This is a genomic window from Paenibacillus sp., from assembly GCF_035645195.1.
In the GTDB taxonomy this organism is placed as follows: domain Bacteria; phylum Bacillota; class Bacilli; order Paenibacillales; family YIM-B00363; genus Paenibacillus_AE.
Window position 1 is genome coordinate 81,173 of the sequence record NZ_DASQNA010000033.1, and the last position, 24,772, is coordinate 105,944.

The window sequence follows — 24,772 nt, forward strand, 5'->3', positions numbered from 1 at the left end:
AGAATCCCGTTCTGTCTCTTTTTTTATTGCATACATTTAGGACAAGAACGTTAAGATTGTCCGTAAGGAGTGGATACGACGGAATGAACGGGCTGTGGAAGCAGGGCTTCGTCATCGCGGCGTTTTTCGCGTTCACGTTTTTGTCCTTCAACCATGACGGCACGATCGCGCATTATTTGGCCGCGTTCGAGCCGGGCGCGTCGGCGCGCGTCGCGGAGGACGGCGACGGCGGCGGCATCGAGCCGGCGCGGCTCGCGCCGGAGCAGCGCGCGCTGTACGAGCGCATCGTGAAGGAGGCGGCGTCGCTGCGCCGCGAGCCGATCGACGCGCGCAACGATCCGGTATGGAAAGCGATTCCCGCCCTCAACGGGCGCGAGGTGGACGTCGACCGCACGTTCGCCGCGGCGATCGGGACGCGCGGGAACGATCCGATTCCGTTCGTATACCGCGACATTCCGCCGAAGGTCGCGCTGGACGACCTCGGTCCGCTGCCGATTTATAAGGGCAACCCGCGCAAGCCGATGGTGTCGCTGATGATTAACGTCGCATGGAAAGAAGAGAACATTCCGTCGATGCTGGAAACGCTGAAACGCGAAAACGTGAAGGCGACGTTCTTCTTCCTCGGCGCTTGGCTGAAGGATCATCCGGACGTGGCCAAGGCGATCGCCGCCGAAGGTCACGAGCTGGCCAACCACGCGTATTGGCACAAGACGCCGCTCAGCCAGCTGTCGGACACGGCGGTGCGGAAGGAAATCGAGAATACGCAGAAGCTGCTCGAGGAGACACTCGGCGTGAAGGCGACGCTGTTCGCGCCGCCGTCGGGCGACTACGACGCGGACACCGTGCGCGTGGCGCACGAGCTCGGGCTGCGCACCATCCTATGGACGCTCGATACGATCGATTGGAAGGAGCCGCCGCCCGAATCGATCGTGCGCAAAGTGGCGTCGCGCATCGAACCGGGTTCGCTCATTCTGATGCACCCGACGAACAGCGCGGCCGCGGCGCTGGGCGGCATCATTCGCGAGGCGAAGAAGCGCGGGTACGCGATCGGCACCGTGTCCGAGACGATATCCCCGGCTTGGCCGGCTGAGGCTTCGGTTGAGACGCCGGCGGGTTTCTGATAATATCTATCATCAGAAACGGCAATACGCATATCGATACGATTCGCGGCGCGTATAGGACAGCGCCAGGGGGAGAAGCAGTGGAAAGAAGGCAACTTAGCAACGGAATTCGCGTCGTGTTGGAAAATATGCCGACGAGCCGCTCGGTCTCCTTCGGGATTTGGGTGAAGACCGGCTCCCGCAACGAGGCGGGCCCGAGCAACGGCATCTCGCATTTTATCGAGCACATGATGTTCAAAGGAACGGAGCGCTACAGCGCGAAAGACATCGCCGACGTGTTCGACGGCATTGGCGGCAACGTCAACGCGTTCACGTCGAAAGAATATACGTGTTATTACGCGAAGGTGCTCGACGAGCATGTGCCGATCGCCGTCGACGTGCTGGCGGACATGTTTTTCCGCTCCACGCTCGCCGAAGAGGAGCTTACGAAAGAGAAGAACGTCATCATCGAAGAAATTTCGATGTACGAGGATACGCCCGATGATATCGTGCATGATTTGATCGCGAAGGCGGCGTACGGCGACCATCCGCTCGGCCTGCCGATTCTCGGCACGGCGGCGAATCTTGCGGCGATGACGGCAAGCGATTTGCGCCGGTACATCGAGACGCATTACGGCAGCGACACGATCGTCATCAGCGCCGCGGGCAACATCGGCGAATCGACACTCGAGCTGTTCGAGAAGCATTTCGGCTCCGGTGCGCAAGCCCCGCGGCCGAGCGCGGCGGAGGCGGTGCAGCCGCCGGCGTTCGCCGGAGGCCATCACTATCTCCGCAAGAAGACGGAGCAGAACCATATCTGCATCGCCATGCCGGGATGCTCGCAGGACGATCCGCTCCTGTACGCGATGATTTTGCTCAACAACGCGATCGGCGGAGGCATGAGCTCCCGTTTGTTCCAAGAAGTTCGCGAAAAGCGCGGCCTCGCGTACTCGATCTACTCGTACCATACGTCGCATATCGACAGCGGCCTGTTCACCGTGTACGCCGGCACGACGCCGAAGCAGACGGCCGAGGTGCTGGATCTGATCTACGACGTGCTGGCCGACGTGCGCGAACACGGCATTACGCCGGAGGAGCTGCGCAAGGGCAAGGAACAGATGAAGGGCAGCCTCATCATCGGGCTTGAGAGCACGAGCAGCCGGATGACCCGCAACGGGAAGAACGAGCTCATGCTCGGCAGGCTGTATACGCTGGATGAGTTGATCGAACGGATCGATTCCGTCACGATGGACGACGTCATGTCGCTCGCCGGCCGCCTATTCGGCGGCATGTGCGCCACGGCGATGGTCGGCGGCACGGACAAAGCGCTCGTCAAATGGAGGGATCGTTATGCAGCAGCCATACCGCATTGAGGTCAAACGGGAGCCGGGCAACGAAGATTTGCCGCTCCCGGTCAAAATGTCGGCGGGGGCGAGCGGATACGATCTGCATGCCGCCGTCGGCGAGCCGGTGACGCTGGCTCCGGGCGAGCGGAAGCTCATTCCGACCGGCCTCGCGCTCGCGATGCCGAACGGGCTCGAGGCGCAAATCCGGCCGCGCAGCGGCCTCGCGTTCAAGCACGGCATCACGACGCTGAATACGCCGGGGACGATCGACGCGGACTATCGCGGCGAAATCAAAGTGCTGCTCGTCAACTTGGGCAGCGAGCCGTTCGTCGTGCGCCGCGGCGAGCGCATCGCGCAGATGGTGTTCCAAACCGTGCCGGACACGGATCTCGTCGAGGTGCGCGAGCTGGACGAAACGGCGCGCGGCGCGGGCGGGTTCGGACATACGGGAGTGTAATCGCAAAGGACAACGAAAGCCGATCGGCGGAATTCCGCCGGTCGGCTTTTTTGCGTTGGGGCGCCTCTCGGAAAAGCGCGCGCGGCGCCGCCGATCGGAGACGGCCGGGCGGGTCGTGGAACCATTTCTGGGCGAATGCCATAGTATAGCACTATACCTGAGAGGCAACCGAAAGGAGCGTGTTGTCAATGCTTACCGGAACGCAGGTTGCTTTCATCGGCGGGGACGCCCGTACGCTCGAAATCATCCAGCGGCTGACGGAGCTGGACGCGACCGTAACGTTGATCGGCTTCGACAATTTAAAACAGACGTTCAGCGGGGCGACGCATGCGGAGCTGACGGAAGAGGCGTTCGCGGACGTGGACGCCGTGCTGCTGCCCGTCGTCGGCACCGACGACGAGGGAAAGATCGACGGCGTCTTCACCTCCAAAGAACTGCGATTGACGGACGCGTGTCTCGCTCGGCTGCCGAAACATGCCAAGGTATACGCCGGCATGGCGAAACCGTACTTAAAAAGTTTGTGCGCCAAACACGACATCGCCCTCGTCGAGCTGCTCGAACGCGACGACGTCGCGATCTATAATTCGATTCCGACCGCGGAGGGCGCCGTGCTGCTGGCCATACAGCATACGGACATTACGATCCACGGCTCGACGGTCGTCGTCGTCGGCTTCGGCCGCACCGGCATGACGCTCGCCCGCACGTTCCAAGGGCTTGGCGCGAAGGTGCTCGTGGGCGTGCGGAAAGACGATCATTTCGCGAGGGCGTTCGAAATGGGCTTCCAGCCGTTCCATACGGCGCAGCTTCAGCAGCATGTCGGGGCGGCCGACATTCTCTTCAACACAGTGCCGTCGTTAATCGTCACGTCCAAGGTCATCGCCGCGATGCAGCCGCGGGCGATCATCATCGATCTCGCTTCGAAGCCGGGCGGAACCGATTTCCGATTCGCCGAGCGGCGCGGGGTCAAAGCGCTGCTGGCGCCCGGGCTGCCGGGCATCGTGGCGCCGAAAACCGCGGGGCGCATCATCGCCTCGGTCGTCAGTCAATTGATTATGGAAGATTCCGCGAAACGGGGGAATGGAGTATGAATTGGAAAGGCATTACGGTCGGTTACGCATTGACGGGCTCCCACTGCACGCTGGAGGAGGTCATGCCGCAAATCAAACGATTCGTCGACGCCGGCGCGCGCGTGATCCCGATTATTTCCCATTCGGTGCAGATGACGGATACGCGGTTCGGCAAGGCTGCAGACTGGCAAAAGCAGTTGAAAGAACTGACAGGAAATGATATCATTTCTTCAATTGTGGACGCCGAGCCGCTGGGCCCTTCCAAGCTTTTGGACGTCATGGTCATTGCGCCTTGCACGGGAAATACGACGAGCAAGCTCGCGAACGCGATGACGGAAAGCCCGGTGCTGATGGCGGCGAAAGCGCAGATGCGCAATCAGCGCCCGCTCGTGCTGGCGATTTCGACGAACGACGGCCTCGGATTGAACGGAATGAACATCGCGAAGCTGCTCATTACGAAGAACATTTACTTCGTGCCGTTCGGCCAGGACGCGCCCGAAGCGAAGCCGAATTCGCTCGTCGCCCGCATGGACTTGGTGATGGAGACGTGCGAAGCGGCGCTGCAAGGCAAGCAGCTGCAGCCGATGCTCATCGAACGATTCCAGTATTCATAAGTTTATTATTCAGCAATCGCACTCATTCATCGTGCGTGCGCCTTTCCACACGTGCAGCCGTTCGGCCGCAGCGACAACGATCGAAGGAGAGATGGAGAACATGACGAAACAATATACGGTAGCCGTCGTCGGCGCCACCGGCGCGGTAGGGGAACAGCTTCTGCGGATGCTGGAGGAGCGCGACTTTCCGATCAAGCAACTGAAACTGCTGTCTTCGGCGCGCTCGGCCGGCACGAAGCTCGCATTCCGCGGGGAAGAGGTTACGGTGGAAGAAGCGACGCCGGACAGCTTCAAGGGCGTCGAAATCGCGCTGTTCAGCGCGGGCGGCGACGTCAGCAAAGCGCTGATCCCGCATGCGGTCGAACACGGCGCCGTCTGCATCGACAACACGAACGCGTTCCGGATGGATCCGGAGACGCCGCTCGTCGTGCCGGAAGTGAACGCGGACCAAATCGCCAACCACAAAGGGGTCATCGCGAACCCGAACTGCTCGACGATCCAGATGGTCGCGGCGCTCAAGCCGCTGCAGGACCGCTACGGCATCAAGAAAATCATCGTCTCGACGTATCAAGCGGTATCCGGCGCGGGCGCCCGCGCGGTGGAGGAGACGCTCCGCCAAACGCGCGAGGTATTGAACGGCAACGAAGTCAATCCGGAAATTTTGCCGGTCGGATCGCTTCCCGTCAAGCATCAAATCGCATTCAACGCCATCCCGCAAATCGATAAGTTCCAAGAGAACGGCTTTACGCTCGAGGAAATGAAGATGATTCGCGAAACGAAAAAGATCATGGGCGACGACTCGATCGAAGTGACCGCGACATGCGTGCGCATTCCGGTGCTGTACGGCCACTCGGAATCGGTGTACGTAGAGTTGAAGAGCGAATACGACCTCGAGGAAGCGCGCTCGCTGCTCGCGTCCGCGCCGGGCGTCGTGCTGCAGGACGATCCGTCCCAGCAGCTGTACCCGCTGGCGACGACGGCGGCGGGCCGTCCCGAAGTGTTCGTCGGCCGCGTTCGCCGCGACCTGAACGAGCCGAAGGCGCTCAATATGTGGATCGTATCCGACAATCTGCTGAAGGGCGCGGCATGGAACGCGGTGCAAATCGCGGAAATCGTCGCGGGCCGCAACAACGGTTAAACCCGAAGCTTATCGCTTTGCGCAGGACGGCGTGCCCATCTCGGTTATGAAAAGGGAGGTACAGCGATGCGCATTTTGGTACAAAAGTTCGGAGGCACATCCCTTTCGACCCCTGAAGCAAGAGAACACGCCATTAAACATATCGAACGCGCGCTCGCCGAGCAATACGCGCTCGTCGTCGTCGTCTCCGCGATGGGACGGCGGGGCGAGCCGTACGCGACCGATTCGCTGCTCGGTCTGATCGACGCGAACGGCGGCGTGTTGGGCGCGCGGGAACGCGACTTGCTCATGGCCTGCGGCGAAACGATATCGGCCGCGACGCTGTGCGCGATGCTGCAGTCCCGCGGACTCGAGGCGACGGCGCTGACCGGCGCGCAAGCCGGCATCGCGACGACCGAGGAGTTCGGCAACGCCCGCATCTCCGACATTCGGACCGACAGGCTGCTGTCGATTCTGAAGGAAGGCAAAATCGCGGTCGTGACCGGCTTCCAAGGCGCGGCGCCGAACGGAGACGTTACGACGCTCGGGCGCGGCGGCAGCGACACGTCCGCGACGGCGCTCGGCGCCGCGCTCCGGGCCGAATTCGTCGACATCTTCACCGACGTCGAGGGCGTGCTGACGGCCGATCCGCGCATCGTCGGAGATGCGAAGCCGCTCGACCGCGTCAGCTACATCGAAATCTGCAACATGGCGCATAACGGCGCCAAGGTCATCCACCCCCGCGCCGTCGAGATCGCGATGGAGGCGGACATTCCCGTACGCATCCGCTCGACGTTCTCCGACCATCCCGGCACGCTCGTCGCCGGACAATCGGTGCTGCGCGGCGTCGGGCCGGTCAGGGATCGCTTGATCACCGGCATCGCCCATTCGACGAACGTATCCCAAATTCAGGTGTTCGCCGAGGAAGGCCGATACGACCTGCAGCTTCGCGTCTTCAAGACGATGGCCGACAACGGCATCAGCGTCGACCTGATCAACGTTACGCCTTCCGGCGTCGCTTATACGGTGAACGCGGCCGAGGCGGATTGGGCGGTCGAACTGCTAGGAGCGCTTGGCCTCGCGCCGAAGGTCGTCAAGGACTGCACGAAGGTGTCCGTGATCGGAGGCGGCATGAACGGGGTTCCGGGCGTCATGGCGAAGATCGTCGAAGCGCTGACGGAGCAGGACGTCGGCATTTTGCAGTCGGCCGACTCCAACGCGACGATCTGGGTGCTCGTCCGAGCGGCGGACACGGTGAAAGCCGTGAACGCGCTGCACCGGAAATTTCAGCTGCACGAGCCGATTTCGAATTGACAAGGGCCTTATATCGTACGTAAGATAGGGAACAATGGATGCGTCGGCGGTCCGCTAGGGACGGACGCGGGGAGGAACGGACAAGTGGATTTCGGAAGATTGCTTACGGCGATGGTCACGCCGTTCGACGACCAATTGCAAATCGATTGGGAACGCACGGCGCGCCTTATCGACTATTTGATCGATACGCAGCGCTCCGACGGTCTCGTCATCGCCGGAACGACGGGGGAATCCCCGACGCTCTCCGACGAGGAGAAGCTGGAGCTTTTCCGCTTCGCCGTCAAACAGGCGAACGGCCGGGCGAAAATCATCGCGGGCACCGGATCGAACGATACGGCGCACTCGATCCATCTTTCCAAAGAAGCCGAAAACATCGGCGTCGACGGCATTATGCTCGTCTCGCCGTATTATAGCCGAACGTCTCAGGATGGGCTGCTCGCGCATTTCCGGGCGGTCGCGGCGGAAGTGTCGCTGCCGATCATGATTTACAACATTCCGTCGCGCACGGGCGTCAACATCGAAGCGAAGACGATGCTCGCGCTGGCGGAGACGCCGAATATCGTCGCGGTCAAGGAGTCTAGCGGCGATCTCGACCAAATGTCCGCCATCTTGGCGGGCGCGCCGTCCGGCTTCTACCTATACAGCGGCGACGACAGCTTGACGCTGCCGGTGCTCGGCATCGGCGGACACGGCATCGTCAGCGTGACGAGCCATCTCGTCGGCCGCCAAATGAAGGACATGATCGACGCTTACGTCGAAGGCCGTCCGGCGGACGCGGCGAAGCTGCACCTGCAGCTGTCCCCGATGTTCAAAGGCATGTTCATCGGCCCGAAGACGCGCATGGTCAACCCCGTGCCGGTCAAATACGCGCTGAAGCGCAAAGGCATCGACTGCGGCGGCGTCCGCCTGCCGCTCGTCGAAGCGACGCTTGAAGAGGCAGCGTTCATCGACGCGTTGGTCGACGCATACGAATAACGGCGAATTCGAGCCCGTTTGCGTTTTTTCCCTTGCAGGGGAAAGACGCGGACGGGCATCGTTTTGTTTCCGGTGGACATTCTATGAAGTAACGGCGGCCCCCCGCGACTTGTATTTCCTGTTTTTGTTCATGTATAATGGTCGTTAAGTGTGACTGGTGCGTTTTTTTTGATTTACCCTGACTTTTGCTCGGCATGGTTTGTTTTCATATAGAATCGTCGCCAAACCCAATTAAGGAGGTAACCTTGTTGTCCAAGAAAAACATAGACAAAGTAACCATTTTCGCTCTGGGCGGCGTGGGCGAAATCGGTAAAAATATGTACGTTGTGCAGTATGCCAACGATATTATCGTCATCGATGCCGGCCTGAAGTTCCCGGAGGAGGACATGCTCGGGATCGATGTCGTCATTCCGGACATTTCGTATTTGACGGAGAATCGGGATAAAGTTCGAGCGATCCTCGTGACGCACGGCCATGAGGACCATATCGGCGGATTGCCTTACGTGCTCAAGCATTTGAACGTCCCCGTGTACGGCACGAAGCTGACGCTCGGCTTGATCGAGGCGAAGCTGAAGGAAGCGAATTTGCTCGGCGAGACGAAGCGCATGCTGATCAACGCCGACAGCATCGTCCGCTTCGGCCAAATTACGGCGTCGTTCTTCCGGACGAATCACAGCATCCCGGATTCGGTCGGGATCGCGCTGGAGACGCCGGAGGGCGTCGTCGTCCATACGGGCGACTTCAAATTCGACTTTACGCCGGTAAATAATCAATACGCCGACCTGCATCGGATGGCGGAAATCGGAAGCAAAGGCGTCCTGTGCCTGCTCTCCGAGAGCACGAACGCGGAGCGTTCCGGCTTTACGCCTTCGGAGAAGACGGTCGGGGACGAGCTCGTCGAAGTGTTCCGGCGCGCGAAGCAGCGCGTCGTCGTCGCGACGTTCGCGTCCAACATTCACCGCCTGCAGCAGGTGTTCGAGGCCGCGATGCTCACGAATCGGAAAGTGACCGTGATCGGCCGCAGCATGGTGAACGTCGTGGCGATCGCGCATGAGCTCGGCTACCTCGACATCCCGGACGGCATGCTGATCGAGCCGGAGGAAGTCAACAAACTGCCGGCGGACGAAGTCGTCATTTTGTCGACGGGCAGCCAGGGCGAACCGATGTCGGCGCTGACGCGGATGGCGCGGTCCAACCATAAGAAGCTCGACATTCTTCCGGGAGACACGGTTATTATCGCGGCGACGCCGATTCCGGGCAACGAGCGGTACGTCGGGCGAACGGTCGACGAGCTGTTCCGTCTCGGAGCGCATGTCATTTACGGACCGGGATCGATTACGGGCGTTCACGTCTCCGGCCACGGCAGCCAAGAAGAACTGAAGCTCATGCTCAACATGATGAAGCCGAAGTACTTCATTCCGATTCACGGCGAATACCGGATGCTGAAACAGCACGCGAATTTGGCGACGACCGTCGGAGTAGAGCGCGAGAACATTTTCCTGCTCGACATCGGCGACACGGTCGAAATCCAGAACGGGGTGGCGCGGCGCGGAAGCAAGGTGCCGGCCGGCAACGTGCTGATCGACGGCCTCGGCGTCGGCGACGTCGGCAACATCGTGCTTCGCGACAGAAAGCTGCTCTCGCAGGACGGCATCCTCGTCGTCGTCGTGACGCTCAGCAAGCAGGAAGGCAAGATCATCTCCGGGCCGGACATTATTTCCCGCGGCTTCGTCTACGTGCGCGAATCCGAAGGATTGCTCGAAGAAGCGAACAAAATCGTATCCAACACGCTCGCTCGCCTGATGGGCGAGAACGTGAACGAATGGGCGTCGCTCAAGACGCAGGTCAGAGACGCCCTTGGACGATTCTTATATGAACAAACCAGAAGAAGACCGATGATTTTGCCGATCATCATGGAAGTGTAACGAGCGTTTCACCGCCGTTCTTGTCACCAAGCGGGCGCCTTGTCTCCACGAGACGAGGCGTTCGCTTTTTTCGTTTGCATAGTTTTCCGGCCGCTCCTTCATACTATGACGGATCGCTTCCATATACGGAATGGAGGGCTTACAGCATGGATCGGTACGAAACGTACGAAAGCAAATCGAAAGCGGAGCAGCCGGAGCCGTTCGGGGAACGGAAAAGCGCCGTCGCCGAAAACATCGTCACGCTGGGCAATCCGAATCCGCCGACGACCGAGCAGTCGAACATTTACACGATGACGATCATCGGCCAGGTCGAAGGGCATGTCGTCCTGCCGCCGCAAAACAAAACGACGAAGTACGAGCATCTCATCCCGCAGCTCGTCGCCGCGGAGCAGAACTCGAAAATCGAAGGGATCTTGGTCATTCTGAACACGGTCGGAGGCGACGTGGAGGCGGGGCTCGCCATCGCGGAGATGATCGCGTCGCTGTCGAAGCCGACGGTGACGATCGTGCTCGGCGGCGGTCACTCGATCGGCGTGCCGATCGCGGTCAGCTCCGACTACTCGTTCATCGCGGCGACCGCCACGATGACGATTCACCCGATTCGGCTGAACGGGCTCGTCATCGGCGTGCCGCAAACGTTCGAATACTTGGATAAAATGCAGGAGCGCGTCCTGCGCTTCGTCCTGACGCATTCCGGCATCTCGGAGGAAAAGCTGAAGGAGCTCATGTTCAAAACCGGCGAGCTGACGAGGGACATCGGCACGACCGTCATCGGGCACGAGGCGGTCCGATACGGCCTTATCGATGCGGTCGGCGGCCTCGGCGACGCGATTCGGGAGCTGAACCGCAGGATCGAAGAACGGCGGGCGGCCAAGCGGGCGGAAGGCGGAGAAGGCGCGCAGGTCGGAGCCGCCGCGGGCGCTGCGGGAACGACGGCCGCGCCGGGAGTTCCGGGAGCGCTCGGGTCCCCGGTAACTCCGGGGAGGGTCGAGCATTGATCCTGTATACGCCGCTGCCGTTAGAGCAAATATTTCAAGGCATCGAGGATCTGAAATCGCCTGTCGACATCGCCATGGCCGACATTACGATGCAGGTCGAGCCGGTGAGCGCCACGGAGGCGCGCATCGTTCGGCTCATCTCGCCTCGGGCCGAAGATTACCTCAATCCGGCGTACGCGCCGGGCCGCATCATCCGCTATCCGGTCTGAACATATGTTCGAAACCCCAGGAAAACTATGCTATAATGTTTTTCTGGGGGTGTTTGCGTTGGGGAAGTCTCGGAAAAAGAAGGGCAAGAAGCCCTTATCCTCCAACTTAAAATTTGAGCTGTACGGCATTCTGCTGCTGCTGTTTTCCGCGATCGCCTTAGCCCGCGAAGGACCTGTCGGCAAGTCGATCGCGTTTTTGTTTCGCGTGCTGATCGGTAACCTCGAACCGGTGCTGCCGGTGGTCTTCATGTACGTGGCCGTTTTTCATTTTATGATTCGCCGTTCGTGGCCGTCCGGCTGGTCGGTGCGAGCGACGGGCGTCGTTCTTTTCTTGCTCGGCTGGATGATTAGTTTACATAGAGGACTGTTTCTCGAGCTCATGCCCGACGGCGGGTACACCGCCGGTTGGGTCGTCCAGACGACCTGGGATCGGCTCATGAGCCATATTACGGCTGAGGGGCTCCAGTTTACGACGAGCGCCGGGGGCGGCCTGCTCGGCGGGCTGTCGTTCGCCGCTCTGTATATGCTGTTCGGCTCCGTCGGCGCGAAGCTGATCGAGTTCACGATGTACGCGATCGGCCTGCTGCTCATCACGGGCTGGTCGTACGTGCAGATGATCGGCGCGGTGCGGAAGTTCGTCGGGCGCGTGCTCGGACGAATCGGGCAGTCCGCGAAGGAGACGGCTTCCTTGCTGCGCGACCGCAGCGAGTCGTCCGCGGGAGGCGCCGTGACGAGGCGCCGGGCGAAGCCGGCGAAGGCGGGCTTCGCGCTGGACGACGACGACGAGTTCGACGAGGAGACGATGAAGCCGGAGAAGAAGCCGAAGGCATCGTGGTTCCAGCGCATTACCGGGGCGGGCCCGGCGGGGGACGGCAGCGACGCCGCGCCGGAAGCGGCGGTCCCGGTTCGGGACGAGGAGCCGGAGGAGCAGGTCGTATACCGCGCGCCGGCGGAGGACGTTCCGAGAACGGCTCCCGCGGCCGCGGCGGCGGAAGACGAAGGCCGGCACGAGCCGGTGTTCGTCGACTTCCTCGATCAGGTGCGCGAGTCGGTGCAGCGCGCCGCCGCGGAGCCGGAGCCGGAGGAACCGGCCGCCGCTGCGGGACCTGCATTGGAGCCGGCGGTCCCGGCCGCCCCGAACTCGTCCGAGGGCGGCGAGCCCGACATGGCCGAGCCGTTCGCGGCTTCGGCGAGCGCGCCGGCCGCGCCGCCGCCGAAGCCGTACGTGCTGCCGCCGTTCCACCTGCTGTCCCGCCCCGGCGGGGGCAAAGGCGGCGAATCGGCCGACGCCATCGCCCGGGAGAACGCGCGCAAGCTCGAGACGACGTTAGAAAGCTTCGGCGTCCGGGCGAAAGTGCTGCAGGTCGTCCGCGGCCCGGCCGTCACCCGGTACGAAATTCAGCCGGACGTCGGCGTCAAGGTCAGCCGCATCGTCAGTCTCACCGACGACATCGCGCTCGCCCTCGCCGCCAAGGACATCCGGATGGAGGCGCCGATCCCCGGCAAATCGGCGATCGGCATCGAGGTGCCGAACACGGAGGTATCGATCGTCTCGCTGCGGGAAGTGATGGAGACGTCGGCGTTCCACGAATCGGACGCGCGCCTCACGATCGCGCTCGGACGCGACATCTCCGGTCAGCCGATCGTCGCGAACTTGGCGAAGATGCCTCACTTGCTCGTCGCCGGCGCGACCGGCTCGGGCAAATCGGTGTGCATCAATGGCATCATCACGAGCATCTTGTACAAAGCGAAGCCGGACGAAGTGAAGTTTCTGATGATCGACCCGAAGATGGTCGAGCTCAACGTGTACAACGGCATTCCGCATCTGCTCGCGCCGGTCGTGACCGACCCGCGCCGCGCGTCGCTCGCGCTGAAGAAGATCGTCGTCGAGATGGAGAAGCGGTACGAGGCGTTCTCCAAATCGGGCACGCGGAATATCGAAGGGTATAACGCGCAGCTGATCGAGAAGGGCGAAACGCCGCTCCCGTACATCGTCGTCATCGTGGACGAGCTTGCGGACCTGATGATGGTCGCGGCGGGCGACGTCGAGGATGCGATCACGCGGCTCGCGCAGATGGCGCGGGCGGCGGGCATCCACCTGATCATCGCGACGCAGCGGCCGTCCGTCGACGTCATCACGGGCGTCATCAAGGCGAACATTCCGTCGCGTATCGCCTTCGGCGTTTCGTCGCAGGTCGATTCCCGAACGATCCTGGACATGGTCGGAGCGGAGAAGCTGCTCGGCCGAGGGGACATGCTGTTCGTGCCGGTCGGCGCGTCGAAAGCGGTCCGGGTTCAGGGCGCGTTCCTGTCCGACAACGAGGTCGAGGCGGTCGTCACGTTCTGCCGCGACCAGGAGAAAGCGCAATACCGGGAAGAGCTCGTCCCCGAAATTCAAGAGAGCGAGGACGAGGACGAAGGGCAGCTCGACGAGCTGTTCGATCAAGCGGTCGGCATCGTGCTCGAGGCGAAGCAGGCGTCCGTATCGCTGCTGCAGCGGCGCATGCGCATCGGTTACACCCGCGCCGCCCGGTTGATCGACCAGATGGAAGCGAAGGGCGTCGTCGGCCCGTACGAAGGAAGCAAGCCGCGGGAAGTGCTCGTGTCCCTTGAACAATACCAAGGCGGACGTTTGACGTCTTAGCCGCGCTTTTCCGGCCGCTCGCGAGAGCGGCCGTTCGCGTTGCATAGAACGGATTCTCCTTTCTCATACTACGTAAGGAAACAAGCGACCACCTTATGTAGAGAAAGGTTGAATCAGACGCATGCGTACTCGGCTGATCCTCGTGACCCTTTGTCTTATTGTCGGGTTGACCTTCGCTTTCCAAGCGAAACTGGACCGAAGTCTCGACGGCGCTGAGGCGGCGTTCAGCAAAACCACTCTGAAATACGGCGCCGTCGGCCAGGACGTTCGGGAGCTGCAAGGACGCTTGAAATACCTGGGCTATTATAATGGCGCGGTCGACGGAGATTTCGGCTGGAAGACGCTGAAGTCCGTCAAAACGTTCCAGTCCAGGTTCGGCATGAAAGCCGACGGCGTCGTCGGCTCGGCTACGAAGCTGAAATTATACAACGCTACGAAGAAATGGCGTCCCGGCGCGGATACGGCCGGCGGCGCGAAGGCCGGCAGCCCGCAGGGCGGCGGAACGACGGCCGCGAAGCCGAAACCGGCGGCCGTTGGCGGCGCGAAAACGATCGCCCCTTCGTCGCATCGCGGATTTTCCAGCAACGATCTGAAGATGATGGCGAACGCGGTGTACGGCGAAGCGCGCGGGGAGCCGTACGAAGGGCAGGTCGCCGTCGCGGCCGTCATTTTGAACCGCGTCGACAGCGCGAGCTTCCCGAATACGCCGTCCGGGGTCATTTTCCAGCCCGGCGCGTTCACGGCCGTCGCCGACGGGCAAATTTGGCTGACGCCGAACGAGAGCGCGATGAAAGCGGTCCAGGACGCTTTGAACGGATGGGATCCGTCCGACGGCTGTCTCTATTATTTCAATCCCGTCACCGCCACCTCGAAATGGATTTGGTCTCGCCCGCAGTACAAACGAATCGGGAAACATATTTTTTGCCGCTGAGACATACACTTCCGAAAGACCGTTGATGAGAAGAAGTAACCGCTCCGGTTGCTTCTTTTCCGTTTCGCCCCCTTTTCGTTTATAATGAGTGAGGACAACCGATATGGAAGGAGTTTCCGCCCCATGGGAACGACACGCTTTGAACGGGATGCCGTCGGCGGCATCCGCCTGCACGTGCTGCCGACCGATCGCTTTAAGACGACGGCCGTCTCCGTCTTCGTCGGAGCGCCTTTGCAGGAATCGACGGTGACGAAGGTCGCCTTGACGCCGTTCGTGCTGCGGCGCGGCAACGCAACGTATCCGGAAACGAAGTCGTTCCGCGAGGCGCTCGACGATTTGTACGGCGCCGGCTTCGGCTTCGATATTTATAAGCGCGGCGATTACCAAATCGTCAACTTCCGCATGGACATCATCCAGAACGGCTTCGCCGGCGGCGCGCCGTTGCTGCAGCAAGCCATAGCGTTTCTCGGAGAGACGCTGACGCATCCGGCGGTCGAGGAAGGCCGGTTCATCGCTTCGTACGTCGAAGCCGAGAAGCATACGGTGCAGAAAAAGCTCGAAGCGATCGTCAACGACAAAGGGCGGTACGCCGCGGAGCGCTGCATCGAAGAAATGTGCAAGGACGAGCCGTACCGGCTTCATCCGCTCGGCCGCAAGGACGACCTCCCGGCGATCGAGCCGGCGGCTTTGTATGAAGCATATAAGGAATGGCTGACGCAGGCGCCGATCGACGTATACGTTGTCGGCAACACGACGCTCGAGGAAGCGAAGCGTCTCGTCGCCGAAGCGTTTGACGTGCGCCGGGACGGCGCGCCGACGGAATACGCCGCGGCGCCTCAGCCGCGCCGGGCGGGCGAAGTGCGCACCGTCGTCGAGCGGATGGACGTCAACCAAGGCAAGCTGAACCTGGGGCTTCGAACGCCGGCCGCGTACGCGGAGCCGAATTACGCTACGGCGCTCGTGTACAACGGCATTCTCGGCAGCTTCCCGCATTCGAAGCTGTTCCTCAACGTGCGCGAGCGCGCGAGCCTTGCGTACTATGCGTCTTCCCGTCTCGACGGCCATAAGGGCATTATCACGATTTCGTCCGGCATCGAGATCGACAAATACGAGCGCGCCGTCGACATTATCAAGCAGCAGCTCGACGCGATGCGCGCCGGCGACATCAGCGATCTGGAGATGGGACAAACGAAAGCGATGATTACGAACCATCTGCGGGAAATGAACGACAGCGCCTACGAGATGATCGGATACGATTTCAATACGGTGCTCTCGGGCAAAGAGCGCACGGCCGACGCGCTGCGGGAGGAGATCGAGCGGGTGACGACGGAGGACATCGTCGCCTTCGCGCAGGGCGTCCAGCTCGACACCGTTTATTTCTTGCGCGACCGGAAGGAGGCTTGAAGCGGTGAACAAACACGAATATCCGAAGGTGAAAGAGACGGTCTATTCGGAAACGCTCGACAACGGCCTCACGGTATACGTGCTGCCGAAGGAGGGCTTTTCGAAAACGTTCGCCACGTTTTCGACGAAGTACGGCTCCGTCGACAACCATTTCTCGGTCGGAGACGAGCCGCCGATCCGCGTGCCCGACGGCATCGCCCACTTCCTCGAGCATAAAATGTTCGAAGAACCGGAAGGCGACATCTTCGCCACGTTCGCTTCGAACGGCGCTTCCGCCAACGCGTACACGAGCTTCGACCGGACCGTTTATTTGTTCTCGGCGACGGACCGGATCCGCGAAAACGTAACGACGCTGATCAATTTCGTGCAAAATCCGTATTTCACGGACGAGAACGTCGAGAAAGAGAAGGGCATCATCGGGCAGGAAATCAAGATGTACCAAGATCAGCCCGATTGGCGCGTTTACTTCGGCCTTATCGAAGCGATGTACCATAAGCATCCGGTTCACATCGACATCGCCGGCACGATCGAATCGATCCACGAAATTACGAAAGATACGCTGTACCGGTGCTATCGGACGTTCTACCACCCGTCGAATATGACGGTGTTTATCGTCGGCGGCGTCGATCCGGCGGAAATGATCGAGCTCGTCAAGGCGAACCAAGCCGGCAAAACGTTCGAGCCGCAGGGCGAAATCCGCCGCTTGTTCGAGGCCGAGCCGGCATCCGTGAAGCTTGCGCGCAAGGACGTCACGCTGCCGGTGTCGATCCCGAAATGCATGTTCGGCATCAAGGAGACGAAGGTCGGCTTCGCCGGAGCCGAGCTGCTGCGCCGCGAGGTCGTGACGAAGCTGCTGTTCGACATGCTGTTCAGCCCGAGCTCGAAGCTGTATCAGGAGCTGTATGACGAGAAGCTCATCACCGACAGCTTCGGCGCCGAATATAACGTCAGCGAGCAGTATGCGTTCTCCGTGATCGGCGGCGACACGCGCGACCCCGACGCCCTCGTCGAGCGCGTGCGTCAAGGCGTCGAAGCGTGGCGCGCCTCCGGCATTCCGGAAGAGCTGTTCGAGCGGACCCGCCGCAAAAAAATCGGCGGCTTCTATCGGATGTTCAACTCGCCGGAGGCGATCGCGGGCGAATTTACGAAGCACCGCTTCCGCGGTACGAACGTTTTCGATATATTGGAATTGTATGAGCAAGTGACATTGGACGAAGTGGAAGCTCGGCTCCAGGAGCATTTCGATTGGAACCAGCTTGCCGTATGCGTCGTTAGAAGCGAGTGAACCGCTGGGGATGAACAAATCGATTCGGGAAACGACCGTCCTCGTGACGGGCGCGAGCCGCGGCATCGGCGCGGCGATCGCGGAACGGTTCGCCACCGTCGGGATGAAGGTGGCGATCCATTATTTGGAGGCGCATGAAGCGGCCAACGAAACGGCCCGCCGCTGCTTGCGCCACGGCGCGGAGGTTTTGACGGTCACCGCGGATTTGAAATCGAAAGAACAAATCGAACGGATGCGGGAGAAGCTGCATAAGCATGGCATGTTCCCGGACATCCTGGTGAACAACGCCGGCATCTCGCATTACGGGATGCTGGCGGACGTTACCGAGCAAGAGTGGGACGACGTCATGAATGTCAACCTGAAGGGCATGTTCCTTGCGACGCAAGCGTTCATGCCCCATATGGTGACGCAAAAGTACGGCCGCATCGTCAACGTGTCTTCCGTCTGGGGCATCGCGGGCGCCTCGTGCGAGGTGCTGTATTCCACAGCCAAGGGCGGCATGAACGCGTTCACGAAGGCGCTCGCGAAAGAGCTCGCGCCTTCCGGCATCACCGTGAACGCGGTCGCGCCGGGGCCGGTCGACACGGCGATGATGAGCGGCTTCGACGCGGTCGAGAAGGAGGAGCTTGCGCAGGACATCCCGGCGGGCCGATTCGCCCATCCGGAGGAGATCGCCTCGCTCGTTTACTTCCTGGCGCTGCCCGAGTCGGGTTATATCAACGGGCAGATCATTTCGCCGAACGGCGGCTGGCTGACCTAACGCGTGAATCGTGCATAACGAACGTCCTTATCGCGAATATTAGAGATGGTCACAATCCATGAACTATTCCCAAAGGAGGACGAACGTTATCATGACGACGACCGTATTGAGCACGTACGATAAATGGAAGCAGTTTTTGGGCGAACGCGTGCAAAACGCCCGTTCCGCCGGCATGAGCGACTCCACGATTCAAAACCTGGCGAAGGACATCGGGGACTTCCTCGCGACGAAGGTCGACCCGAAGAACGACGAAGAGCGGGTGCTGAAAGAGCTGTGGGCGGTCGCCGACGAGAACGAGAAAAAAATGATGGCCGGCCTCATGATGAAGCTTGTCGACTAACGTGCGGTAAAGGCAGCAAGCCCCGTCCGGAACGCGTGCGAGTGCATCGATTCGCGCGCGACCTCCGAGGGGCTTTTCTCGCTTTTTTTCACTCGCAGGGCAGGAACGCCCGGAATTTTGTAGAATATAATCGAAATACGCGGTTTTTTTGCATTCAATGGATGGAGTGACGACGGAAGTGGAAATGAAGCAATGGTATATGGAATATAAAATTCATAAGAACCGACCGGGGCTTTTGGGGGATATCGCCTCCCTTATGGGGATGATGAACATTAACATTTTGACGATCAACGGCGTCGAGGATCGGACGCGCGGCATGCTGCTGCAAACGGACGACGACGAGAAAATCGAAATGATGGGTAAGATACTGCGAAAAGTGGATAATATAACCGTAACGGCGCTTCGGGCGCCGAAGCTCGTCGACATTTTGGCGGTGCGTCACGGCCGGTACATCGAGCGGGATTCGGACGACCGGAAGACGTTCCGCTTCACCCGCGACGAGCTCGGGCTGCTCGTCGATTTCCTCGGCGAAGTGTTTAAGCGCGAAGGCAATCAGGTGATCGGACTGCGCGGCATGCCCCGCGTCGGCAAAACCGAGTCGATCATCGCGGGGAGCGTCTGCGCGAACAAACGTTGGACGTTCGTCTCCTCGACGCTGCTGCGGCAGACGGTGCGAAGCCAGCTGTCGGAGGACGAATTCAATCCGAACAACGTCTTCATTATCGACGGCATCGTCAGCACGATCCGTTCGAACGAAAAGCACCACTCGCTGCTGCAAGAAATTATGGAAATGCCGTCGACCAAAGTCGTCGAGCATCCGGACATTTTCGTCAAAGAGTCGGGCTTCGATTACAACCGCTTCGATTACATTATCGAATTGCGCAACACTCCGGACGAGGAGATTTCCTACGAAACGTTCACGATCAACTATGAAGGATTCTAATCACGGGAGGTGACGAGGGTGTCTGACCTCGGGCAGCTGCTTCGGAAAGCGCGTACGGAACAAAACATCACCTTGGACCAATTGCAGGAAACGACGAAAATCCGCAAACGGTATTTGGAAGCGATCGAGGAAGGCAAGTTCAACATTTTGCCCGGGACGTTTTATGTTCGCGCTTTTATTAAGCAATACTCCGAAGCGGTCGGATTGGATCCGGACGAAGTGTTCCGCCTCTACGCCCATGTGATCCCGTCCGCCGATCCGGAGCCGGCAGCGGAGCCGATCCGAATGACGCGCCGCCGTTCCGTCGAACCGCCCGAGCGCGCGGGAAAATGGGCTTCGGCGCTGCTGATGATCGCGTTTCCGATTTTGATAATCGGCATTGTTTATTATTATTTATACTCGAATTGGGAAACTCGCTCCGAAGTGCTCCCGAGCGAGCCGATCACGGACAGCTCGGCTCAAGAGCAGGGCACGACGCTGCCGCCGGCGGCCGATACGGCCGAGACGCCGAACGAGCCTGCGCCGGCGCCCGTTCAGACGACCGAGCCCGAACCGGAGCCGGACGTAACGTTCGTCGAGAAATTCAAAGTCAACAAAAACGACGTGGAACGGTTCGAGGTGCGCAATGCGCCGCAAGTGTCCATCGAGGTCAAAGTAGTCGGGCCCGAGGCGTGGATCGGCGTGACGCACGCGGATACGAAGTCGAAGTATTTATATCAAGGCGGGTTGAAGCAAGGCGATACATACAGCGGGCAATTCGGACATAATACGTACCTGAACATCGGCCGGGCGAACGCGGTCGAGCTCAAGGTGAACGGCATCGCCATCGACATGGGGACGGAACCGAATCCGCGTAAATTCCAATTCGAGTTGGTCGGCGCATCGGACGGCGCGGCGGCTGAATAAAAGGTTGGGCTAGGGGTATCTTAAACGTAGCAAGCATGCCACCATCTTCTTGCGAAACGAGGGATATCCAATGACTATCAGCTGGATCGTCACGGGTCTCGGCGTCGTCGTCAGCCTGCTGGGCTGGTATTTAACGCCGGACGCCTGGGGTTACGGCATTTTCGGCTTCGGTCTGGCTCATATCGTGCTGGGCATTCTGGATATGTTCCGGGATCCGGCGCGCAGCCGTTCGTAATCGACGGAACGCGGGACACCCGCCGCTTGGGCGGGTGTCTTTTGCCGTCTTTTGGCAAGCGGCGATTTTTTTTGTATACTAATACGAAATACACTGCGTTCCGGAGGGAGAGCATCAGTCATGGCATCGGAATATTCGTTCGACATCGTCTCGAAGGTGGACATGCAGGAGCTGCAAAACGCGGTGACGCAAGCCGAGAAAGAAATCGCCACGCGCTTCGATTTCAAAGGCAGCAAAAGCAGCATTTCACTGGAGAAGGAAGCGTTAACGATCGTTTCGGACGACGATTATAAGCTGAAAAGCGTCATCGATATTTTGCAAAGCAAGATGGTAAAGCGCGGCATTTCGATCAAGAACATGGATTTCGGCAAAATCGAGCCCGCCTCGGGCGGCACGGTCCGTCAAAACGTGAAACTGAAGCAAGGGATCGGGCAGGAGGACGCGAAGAAAATCAACATCCTCATCCGCGATTCGAAGCTGAAGGTCAAGTCGCAAATCCAAGGGGATCAGCTGCGCGTCACGGGCAAAAGCAAAGACGACTTGCAGGCGGTGATCGCGCTGCTGCGCGGCGCGGATTTGCCGCTCGAGCTGCAGTTCGTCAACTTTAAATAGAGGGCCGGCTTCCCTTGCGCCGCGGCGGTTCCGCCCGGCACAGGGGATGTTTTCTTTTTGACTCCCTATTGGGCTTATATTATAATTGGCTTCGATTGGAATGGGATAACACTGGGGGATACCTTGCAATGACCGAGAAAATTAAGATGGTCACCCTTGGCTGCGAGAAAAACTTGGTCGATTCGGAGATTATGTCCGGCATCGTCGCGCAGCACGGGTTTCAGCTTGTTGAAGATAAAGAAGAAGCGACCGTCATCGTCGTCAATACGTGCGGCTTCATCGACGCGGCGAAGGAAGAGTCCGTCAACACGATCTTGGAGATGGCCGAGCTGAAGGAGACTGGCTCGCTCAAGGCGCTCATCGTGTCCGGCTGCCTGACGCAGCGGTACAAGGAGCAGCTGATGGAAGAAATGCCGGAAATCGACGGCATCGTCGGCACGGGCGATTTCGATAAAATTCATGAAATCGTCGAAGCGGCGCTGCGCGGCAGCAAGCCGGTCGCCGTCGGCAATCCGATTTTCAATTATGAGCAGGCGCTGCCTCGCAAGCTGTCGACGCCGCGATATACCGCTTACGTGAAGATCGCGGAAGGCTGCGACAATGCGTGCACGTTCTGTTCGATTCCGATCATGCGCGGGAAGTTCCGCAGCCGGTCGATCGAATCGGTTCTCGCCGAGGTCGAGTCGCTCGCGAAACAGGGCGTGAAGGAAATCTCGCTCATCGCGCAAGATTCTACTAATTATGGCACGGACCTCTACGATTCTTTCATGCTGCCGACGCTGCTGAACCGCGTCAGCGAAGTGGAAGGCATCGAGTGGGTGCGCCTCCATTACGCATACCCGGGCTTTTTCACGGACGAATTGATCGAGACGATCGCTTCGAATCCGAAAATTTGCAAGTATATCGACATGCCGCTGCAGCACAGCGAAGACCGAATCCTCAAGCGGATGCGCCGTCCGGGCCGCGGCCGCGACGTTCGGGAGCTGGTCGCGAAAATTCGCGCGAAGATTCCGGACGCCGTGCTGCGCACGTCGATCATCGTCGGCTTCCCGGGCGAAACCGACGAGGACTTCGAGAATTTGGTGTCGTTCGTCCGCGAGATGAAGTTCGACCGGCTGGGCGTCTTCACGTATTCGCAGGAAGAGGACACGCCGGCGTCGCGCCTTCCGGATCAAGTGGACGAGGACGTGAAGGAATTCCGCGCTAACCGGCTGATGGAAGTGCAGCGCGAAGTGTCGAAGGAAGCGAACGGCCGCTTTATCGGCAAGACGGTCGACGTCTTGATCGAGCGCTATGACGGCCGGAACGACGTCTTCATCGGCCGCTCGCAGTACGACGCGCCGGAAATCGACGGAGAAGTGTTCGTCACGGGCTGCACGCCGGAAATCGGCACGCTGCAGAAGGTGCGCATTACGCACTCGCTGGATTACGACTTGTCGGGCGTCGGTGTTTCCGCATGAATTTAGCGAACCGCATTACGCTGGCGCGCATTTTTCTCGTCCCGATCATCATGTTTTTTTTGCTCGTCCGCATCAATTTGCCGGAGCTCCGCTTAGGGAGCTTCTCCATTACATATAACCAAATCATCGCGACGCTCATCTTCATCGTCGCGGCCAGCACGGACGGGCTGGACGGCTATATCGCGAGATCGCGGAAAATGGTGACGAATCTCGGCAAGCTGCTCGATCCGCTCGCGGACAAGCTGCTTGTCGCGGCCGTCCTGATCTCGCTCGTCGAGATGCAGAAGGTCGACGCGTGGATCGCGGTCGTCATCATTTCGCGGGAGTTTGCGATCACGGGGCTTCGCCAGGTCGCCTTGCTCGAAGGCAAGGTCGTCGCGGCGAGCGCTTGGGGCAAGTGGAAAACCGGCGTGCAAATCACGATGATCATCGCGCTGTTGCTCAACAACTTTCCGTTTTATTTCGTCGGCGTGCCGTTCGACCTGCTGTCGAGCTGGGCGGCCGCGCTCATCACGCTCTATTCGGGCTTCGACTATTTCGTGAAAAACAAAAACGTTATCGACGACGTGAAGTAAGGAGGCGCCGATTTTTCTCGCGCCGGCGCAGCCGGCCGCGGGAGGGTCGGCTTTTTCGCTTCGTCGGCATCGCGGTAGCGGCTGTATTTATTCATTAACGTAAAGGGAGTGGACGCGGATGAAAGCGGAAATTATTGCGGTCGGCACGGAGCTGCTGCTCGGCCAAATCGTCAATACGAACGCGCAATTTTTGGCGGAACGGTGCGCGGGGATCGGCATCGACGTTTATTTCCAGACGGTCGTCGGGGACAACGTGGAGCGCATCCGTTCGGCGCTGCGCATCGCGGCGGGGCGCGCGGACGTCATCTTGTGCACGGGCGGCCTCGGGCCGACGCTGGACGACCTGACGCGCGACGCGCTCGGCGAGCATGTCGGCGCGGAGCTCGTCATCGACGAGGACGGGCTGCGCAAGATCGAAGCGTTCTTCGCCGAGCGCGGCATCGTCATGGTCGAGAGCAACCGCCGCCAGGCGCTGACGCTCGCCGGAGCGGACGTGCTGCCGAACGATACCGGCATGGCGGTCGGCACGGCGCTGCAGCATGACGGCAAGCTGTACGTGCTGCTGCCGGGGCCGCCGCGCGAGCTGAAACCGATGTTCGAACGGTACGCGATTCCGTGGCTGCGCGCGAACATGAACGAGACGCTTCCTTTATATTCGAAGTCGCTGAAGTTCGCGGGCATCGGGGAATCGGGCCTCGAGCACGCCTTGATCGACTTGATCGAGAAGCAGACGGATCCGACGATCGCGCCGTACGCGAAGGAGGGCGAAGTCATGATACGCCTGACGTCGCGCGCCTCGACCGAGGCGGAGGCGCTGGCGAAGATGGCGGACGTCGAGGCGGAAATTCGCCGGCGCGTCGGGGATCATTTGTACGCCGAGGAGGACGTAAGCTTGGACGCCGTCGTCGTGCGGCTGCTGCGGGAGCGCGGGGCGACGCTGGCGGCGGCGGAGAGCTGCACCGGGGGGCTCTTCGCCGACATGGTGACGTCGCATTCCGGCAGCTCGGAGGCGTTCGCGGGCGGCGTCGTCTGCTATTCGAACGCCGTCAAGCAGTCGCTGCTCGGGGTGCCGGCGTCGCTGCTTGCGGGCGACGGCGCCCCCGGCGCGGTCAGCGCGGAGACGGCGGCGGCGATGGCGGACGGCGCCCGCGCCCGCCTCGCGACGACGTTCGCCGTCGCGTTCACCGGCGTCGCGGGGCCGGGTCCGGCGGACGGGAAGCCGGCGGGCCTCGTCTATCTCGCCGTCGCCCAGGAGGGCCGTCCGACCGAGGTGCGCGAGCTGAAGCTGTCCGGCAGCCGCGAGATCGTGAAGCTGCGCGCCTGCCGCGCCGGCTTTTACGAGCTGTGGAAACGGCTGAAGTAGAGCGGGGCTGCGCATCGCAGTCAGGCTCTCCGTGTCCGAAGCCGCTTCTTGCGAAAAACGGACGAATCGGGTATGATCGGAGTACGGAAGAACCGTGGCAGCGCCGTGTGCCGCGGTTTTTTTGCGTCTATCGCGGATCGCGCGGATGCTTCTCTCCCCCGCGGAACGCGGATCGGCGGCGAGATCGGCGCC

The 24,772-nt window shown here is 60.6% G+C and carries 24 protein-coding genes; all 24 read left to right on the forward strand.

Features of this window, described 5'->3' with window-relative positions; genetic code table 11:
- Positions 1-83: 83 nt before the first annotated feature.
- The 24 genes from VE009_RS17865 (at position 84) to VE009_RS17980 (ending at position 24,580) form a co-directional block, all read left to right on the forward strand.
- Entirely contained in the window at positions 84-1,121 is a 1,038-nt protein-coding gene (locus tag VE009_RS17865) for a polysaccharide deacetylase family protein (protein WP_325009961.1), read from the forward strand.
- An 80-nt stretch (positions 1,122-1,201) separates the two neighbouring features.
- The gene (locus tag VE009_RS17870) at positions 1,202-2,473 is read left to right on the forward strand and encodes a pitrilysin family protein (protein WP_325009962.1); all 1,272 of its coding nucleotides are present in this window, start codon (positions 1,202-1,204) and stop codon (positions 2,471-2,473) included.
- Positions 2,451-2,903, forward strand: a complete 453-nt coding sequence (dut, locus tag VE009_RS17875; RefSeq protein ID WP_325009963.1) for a dUTP diphosphatase — start codon at positions 2,451-2,453, stop codon at positions 2,901-2,903. The genes VE009_RS17870 and dut overlap by 23 nt, the downstream gene beginning before the upstream one ends.
- Before the next feature lie 188 nt (positions 2,904-3,091).
- Positions 3,092-3,991 carry a dipicolinate synthase subunit DpsA gene (gene dpsA / locus VE009_RS17880; RefSeq protein WP_325009964.1) on the forward strand — a complete coding sequence of 300 codons (900 nt, stop codon included), beginning with the start codon at positions 3,092-3,094 and terminating at the stop codon, positions 3,989-3,991.
- The gene (locus VE009_RS17885; protein ID WP_325009965.1) at positions 3,988-4,584 is read left to right on the forward strand and encodes a dipicolinate synthase subunit B; all 597 of its coding nucleotides are present in this window, start codon (positions 3,988-3,990) and stop codon (positions 4,582-4,584) included. The genes dpsA and VE009_RS17885 overlap by 4 nt, the downstream gene beginning before the upstream one ends.
- Positions 4,585-4,684: 100 nt before the next feature.
- Positions 4,685-5,722, forward strand: a complete 1,038-nt coding sequence (locus VE009_RS17890) for an aspartate-semialdehyde dehydrogenase (RefSeq protein ID WP_325009966.1) — start codon at positions 4,685-4,687, stop codon at positions 5,720-5,722.
- A gap of 66 nt (positions 5,723-5,788) precedes the next feature.
- Positions 5,789-7,015 (forward strand): aspartate kinase, encoded by a 1,227-nt coding sequence (gene dapG / locus VE009_RS17895; RefSeq protein WP_325009967.1) that lies wholly within the window; start codon positions 5,789-5,791, stop codon positions 7,013-7,015.
- An 84-nt stretch (positions 7,016-7,099) separates the two neighbouring features.
- Positions 7,100-7,990 (forward strand): 4-hydroxy-tetrahydrodipicolinate synthase, encoded by an 891-nt coding sequence (gene dapA / locus VE009_RS17900; protein WP_325009968.1) that lies wholly within the window; start codon positions 7,100-7,102, stop codon positions 7,988-7,990.
- A gap of 248 nt (positions 7,991-8,238) precedes the next feature.
- Entirely contained in the window at positions 8,239-9,915 is a 1,677-nt protein-coding gene (locus VE009_RS17905; RefSeq protein WP_325009969.1) for a ribonuclease J, read from the forward strand.
- Positions 9,916-10,061: 146 nt separating this feature from the next.
- Positions 10,062-10,913, forward strand: a complete 852-nt coding sequence (locus tag VE009_RS17910) for a ClpP family protease (RefSeq protein ID WP_325009970.1) — start codon at positions 10,062-10,064, stop codon at positions 10,911-10,913.
- Positions 10,910-11,122 carry a YlzJ-like family protein gene (locus VE009_RS17915; protein WP_325009971.1) on the forward strand — a complete coding sequence of 71 codons (213 nt, stop codon included), beginning with the start codon at positions 10,910-10,912 and terminating at the stop codon, positions 11,120-11,122. The genes VE009_RS17910 and VE009_RS17915 overlap by 4 nt, the downstream gene beginning before the upstream one ends.
- Positions 11,123-11,180: 58 nt before the next feature.
- Complete coding sequence (locus VE009_RS17920; protein ID WP_325009972.1) at positions 11,181-13,766, forward strand: DNA translocase FtsK; 2,586 nt, start codon at positions 11,181-11,183, stop codon at positions 13,764-13,766.
- A gap of 121 nt (positions 13,767-13,887) precedes the next feature.
- The gene (gene sleB, locus VE009_RS17925; protein WP_325009973.1) at positions 13,888-14,697 is read left to right on the forward strand and encodes a spore cortex-lytic enzyme; all 810 of its coding nucleotides are present in this window, start codon (positions 13,888-13,890) and stop codon (positions 14,695-14,697) included.
- Between the two features lie 123 nt (positions 14,698-14,820).
- Positions 14,821-16,101: an EF-P 5-aminopentanol modification-associated protein YfmF gene (gene yfmF / locus VE009_RS17930; protein ID WP_325009974.1), complete on the forward strand. Its 1,281-nt coding sequence runs from the start codon at positions 14,821-14,823 to the stop codon at positions 16,099-16,101.
- A gap of 4 nt (positions 16,102-16,105) precedes the next feature.
- The gene (gene yfmH / locus VE009_RS17935; protein WP_325009975.1) at positions 16,106-17,386 is read left to right on the forward strand and encodes an EF-P 5-aminopentanol modification-associated protein YfmH; all 1,281 of its coding nucleotides are present in this window, start codon (positions 16,106-16,108) and stop codon (positions 17,384-17,386) included.
- Between the two features lie 10 nt (positions 17,387-17,396).
- Positions 17,397-18,146 carry an elongation factor P 5-aminopentanone reductase gene (gene ymfI / locus VE009_RS17940; protein WP_325009976.1) on the forward strand — a complete coding sequence of 250 codons (750 nt, stop codon included), beginning with the start codon at positions 17,397-17,399 and terminating at the stop codon, positions 18,144-18,146.
- Between the two features lie 91 nt (positions 18,147-18,237).
- The gene (locus tag VE009_RS17945; protein WP_325009977.1) at positions 18,238-18,486 is read left to right on the forward strand and encodes a DUF3243 domain-containing protein; all 249 of its coding nucleotides are present in this window, start codon (positions 18,238-18,240) and stop codon (positions 18,484-18,486) included.
- Between the two features lie 184 nt (positions 18,487-18,670).
- A complete protein-coding gene (locus VE009_RS17950; RefSeq protein ID WP_325009978.1) occupies positions 18,671-19,429 on the forward strand; it encodes a DUF3388 domain-containing protein in 759 nt (252 codons plus the stop codon).
- Positions 19,430-19,447: 18 nt separating this feature from the next.
- Positions 19,448-20,335: a helix-turn-helix domain-containing protein gene (locus VE009_RS17955; RefSeq protein WP_325009979.1), complete on the forward strand. Its 888-nt coding sequence runs from the start codon at positions 19,448-19,450 to the stop codon at positions 20,333-20,335.
- A 70-nt stretch (positions 20,336-20,405) separates the two neighbouring features.
- Positions 20,406-20,570, forward strand: coding sequence for a hypothetical protein (locus VE009_RS17960; RefSeq protein WP_324893908.1), 165 nt, complete (start codon positions 20,406-20,408; stop codon positions 20,568-20,570).
- A gap of 120 nt (positions 20,571-20,690) precedes the next feature.
- On the forward strand, positions 20,691-21,182 hold the full coding sequence (locus VE009_RS17965; RefSeq protein WP_325009980.1) for a YajQ family cyclic di-GMP-binding protein: 492 nt from the start codon (positions 20,691-20,693) through the stop codon (positions 21,180-21,182).
- 128 nt (positions 21,183-21,310) lie between these two features.
- The gene (gene rimO, locus VE009_RS17970; RefSeq protein WP_325009981.1) at positions 21,311-22,642 is read left to right on the forward strand and encodes a 30S ribosomal protein S12 methylthiotransferase RimO; all 1,332 of its coding nucleotides are present in this window, start codon (positions 21,311-21,313) and stop codon (positions 22,640-22,642) included.
- Positions 22,639-23,217, forward strand: coding sequence for a CDP-diacylglycerol--glycerol-3-phosphate 3-phosphatidyltransferase (gene pgsA, locus VE009_RS17975; RefSeq protein ID WP_325009982.1), 579 nt, complete (start codon positions 22,639-22,641; stop codon positions 23,215-23,217). Before rimO ends, pgsA begins: the two co-directional genes overlap by 4 nt.
- Before the next feature lie 118 nt (positions 23,218-23,335).
- Complete coding sequence (locus VE009_RS17980) at positions 23,336-24,580, forward strand: competence/damage-inducible protein A (protein ID WP_325009983.1); 1,245 nt, start codon at positions 23,336-23,338, stop codon at positions 24,578-24,580.
- Positions 24,581-24,772: the final 192 nt, after the last annotated feature.